The 3,040-nt window shown below is 52.9% G+C and carries 3 protein-coding genes; all 3 read left to right on the forward strand.

Going from position 1 to position 3,040, the window contains the following annotated elements; genetic code table 11:
- On the forward strand, positions 1–258 hold a 258-nt coding region (locus AC07X6_RS28435; protein WP_494793204.1), incomplete at its 5' end, for a DUF3304 domain-containing protein.
- A 4-nt stretch (positions 259–262) separates the two neighbouring features.
- Complete coding sequence (locus AC07X6_RS28440; protein ID WP_494793205.1) at positions 263–2,434, forward strand: phospholipase effector Tle1 domain-containing protein; 2,172 nt, start codon at positions 263–265, stop codon at positions 2,432–2,434.
- Positions 2,435–2,501: 67 nt separating this feature from the next.
- A complete protein-coding gene (locus tag AC07X6_RS28445; protein ID WP_494793206.1) occupies positions 2,502–2,990 on the forward strand; it encodes a DUF3304 domain-containing protein in 489 nt (162 codons plus the stop codon).
- The last annotated feature ends 50 nt before the right edge of the window (positions 2,991–3,040 follow it).

Here is a 3,040-nt window from a genome sequence, read left to right on the forward strand (position 1 = left end):
GGTGCGAATATTTGCTGTACATCAATCCCGAGAGTATGGCATCCAGGAATGAACGTCTTGGTGCGGTGGGATATGCCTGAAGGGCATACGCATATTGTTAAAGAAAAAATGGTGGAAGTGGAAAAATACGATGAGCCAGGGGATATCTATATGCATTTCTTCCCCAATGATGAGGTGAGAGTCGTCGTGTCAAATGCTGGAGGGGGGGCAAAAACTCATCCTATTCTTCACTCCGGAAAACCTGCCAATATTCCTTGATATTATGATCAGTGAAACTCCCAATTCCGCGCCGTTTCCCGTCGATTTTTTTTTAAAGCCGTTGACGAAAGAGCAATCTGAAATTGCCAAGGAGGCATGTGATAATAAAGATAGCTTGCCGTGCAGTATTCCAGTGAGGGTTGGAATTTTCTTTGATGGAACCAATAATAACCTGGAGCGCGATAGGAATGGGGTTAGGACAGGCGTGCTCGATCCGAGAACGAAGAAGCCTGCCCCTATAAATAATGTTGTGATAGACGCCAATGAAGCCAGTCATAGTAATGTGGCGCGTTTATTTTCGGCATATCCTGGTAATAAAATAAAAAATGGATATTTCTCATATTATATTCCTGGTGTTGGGACGCCATTTAAGGAAATTGGTGAATTGACTGAATCGGACGAGGGAAAGGCTTTTGCCAAAGGAGGGCAGCCGCGTATTATCTGGGGCTTGTTGCAGGTTTTAAATGCAATTCATCGAACGGTTTATGGAGATGAAACTCCATTATATAAATCAGATAAGGCTGGCGAACTTGTCCGTACTTATGATAATGACGTAGGCCACAAAAAGGTAGCGCATCCCTCAACTGGCAGAGAGCGCTTCATGACCCACTCTGACTGGTTCGCTGAGCATATTGAAAAACTCAAAGCGGCGATGGCGGCACAAGCGAAGCCGCACATTCCATCGCTGACCCTGTCCGTGTTCGGTTTTTCGCGTGGCGCCGCCGAAGCGGTGGCGTTTTGCCAGCTGTTTGCCGATTTGCTCACGCCGCCCAAAGATAAGGTGCAGAAGTTTGCCGGCATTCTCGCCAGCATCGATTTTCTTGGCGTCTTCGACACGGTGGCAACCGTGGGCAGCTCGGCGTCTGTAGCGAAAACCACGATCGCGCCTGGCGCGATGTTCGATGGCCATTGGGCCTGGGCCAATGAATTGCTCAAGCCGTTGCCGCCCTGTGTCCAGGCCGGCCTGCATTGTATTGCCACGCATGAGCAGCGCATGAATTTTCCCGTCACGCGCTTGGAAGGGAATATCAAGGAAATATATTTTCCTGGCGTGCACTCCGACGTGGGAGGTGGCTATGGTCCGGGGGAGCAGGGAAAGGGACGTGGCGGACAAGCGGCCTTGCTGTCGCAAATCCCGCTGGCGCACATGTTCAAGGAGGCGCGCCTCAAGGGCGTGCCTTTGAAACCTTTCAGTGAATTGGATGTGACGGTACAAGATGACTTCCAGGTCAGTCAAGAGCTTGCCAGCGCCTGGGAAGCATATACCGCCGAGCTGGGAGAGCAAGGTGCTTTGCTGAGCAAGCATATGCAACTGTATTACCGCTGGCGCGCCGTGCGCGTCAAGACACTGGAAGCCACGACCAGCTTCAAGGCGGCCAACGCGCAAGAGCGGGAGGATCTGGGGTCCTACAACCGCTTGCTGGCAGGCGATCTGGAAGCGCTGCGCGCACGCAAAGCCTTCCGCCACGGCGATGAGGGCCAGCCGTTCAGCGCCCGGGATATTGCGCGCATCAACCACTGGCAATATTATCGGGCCCAAAACCACACGCTCTTGGACAAATGGGAAGAATTTGCGCTCGACATATTCGATCACCCCAAACCGCTGCCGCCCGAAGTGATGCGTTTTTTTGACGACTATGTGCATGATTCCCTGGCCGGATTTTATATGGCTGGCGAAGTGACGGAATACGACAAGCGGGCCAGGATCGCCTCGTTCGCCAATAAACCGCCTAAAGACGGCTTTTATAAACGCGTATATGAGCTCAGCCGAAAGACCGAAGCCGCGCAACTGAAACAGAAGAATGGCGAAGCATTGACGCCGGAAGAGGAAGCGCTGGTCAAGGAAGCGCAGTATGGCACTCCCTATCCGATCCGTACGGATGCCGACAGCGCCGACATGCGTAGCAGGCTGATCACCACGCAAACCTATACACGGCGCGAGGGTGGCGGCTATATCTTGCGCCGAGGCTATTACCCGCAAAGCGGCTTCTTCCGGAAAAGCGTGCACGAAAACGAGCTGCAGCGTATGCCGACGGCCGGTATCCAGGCGAAAGATGCACCCGAAGAATTCGTGTGGAGCGAAAACTTAACACAGGATATTGCGCAAGCCAAACTCGATGAAGAGATTTACCTGGCGCAGCAGCGCTCTGCAGAGCGGATCAATGCGCTCGCATAGGGCGTGACTTCAGCGCGGTTGAAGCAGGGTGGACTGATCCGCCGGTTTTATGGATAGCGATGAAATCATGATGATGTTACTCAAGCAACAATTATGGCGATGCATCTTGCTGGCCGCATGTTTACCCGGTGTGGCCATGGCCGCGAGCATTCAGGCGCTGAATTATTCTTCGCGCGAGGTTAATTACATCGCGGTTGAAAATCCGGGCAATACGAACAGCGGCGGCGGTGGCGATGCGATCGATCCATATGGGCAGGGCGGCATAATATGCTGTTTCAGCGTGCCGGCAAAATGGCATGCGGATTTGAAGGTCGTGGTGAAGTATCAATTTTACCCAGACCCGACCTTGCATCGCGAAACGGTCAGCATTCCGCCGTATCCGAATGGGAAGGCGGGCGATATCTGGCTAATCGTCTATGAAGATGGCAGCGTGGGGGCCGTGGTGTCGCATTACGGACCGAGCCGACCGGAGTGGCCGGGGAAAATCAAGGGGTATCCGGTGCCGACGAAGGAGTATCGGGATGAGCGCCTTAGTGACGGTTTAAAAACTTCATAGCAACTTTCAGGTCAAAGCATCTTTGATGTTTTGGAGTGATTGACGATGTG

It is taken from the genome of Janthinobacterium sp. GW460-12-1-14-LB5 (genome assembly GCF_059423585.1).

Bases quoted from the DNA above. Each gene is read 5' to 3' on its own strand.
- AC07X6_RS28440 (WP_494793205.1), top strand. From the start codon at position 263: ATGATCAGTGAAACTCCCAATTCCGCGCCGTTTCCCGTCGATTTTTTT.
- AC07X6_RS28445 (WP_494793206.1), top strand. From the start codon at position 2,502: ATGATGATGTTACTCAAGCAACAATTATGGCGATGCATCTTGCTGGCC.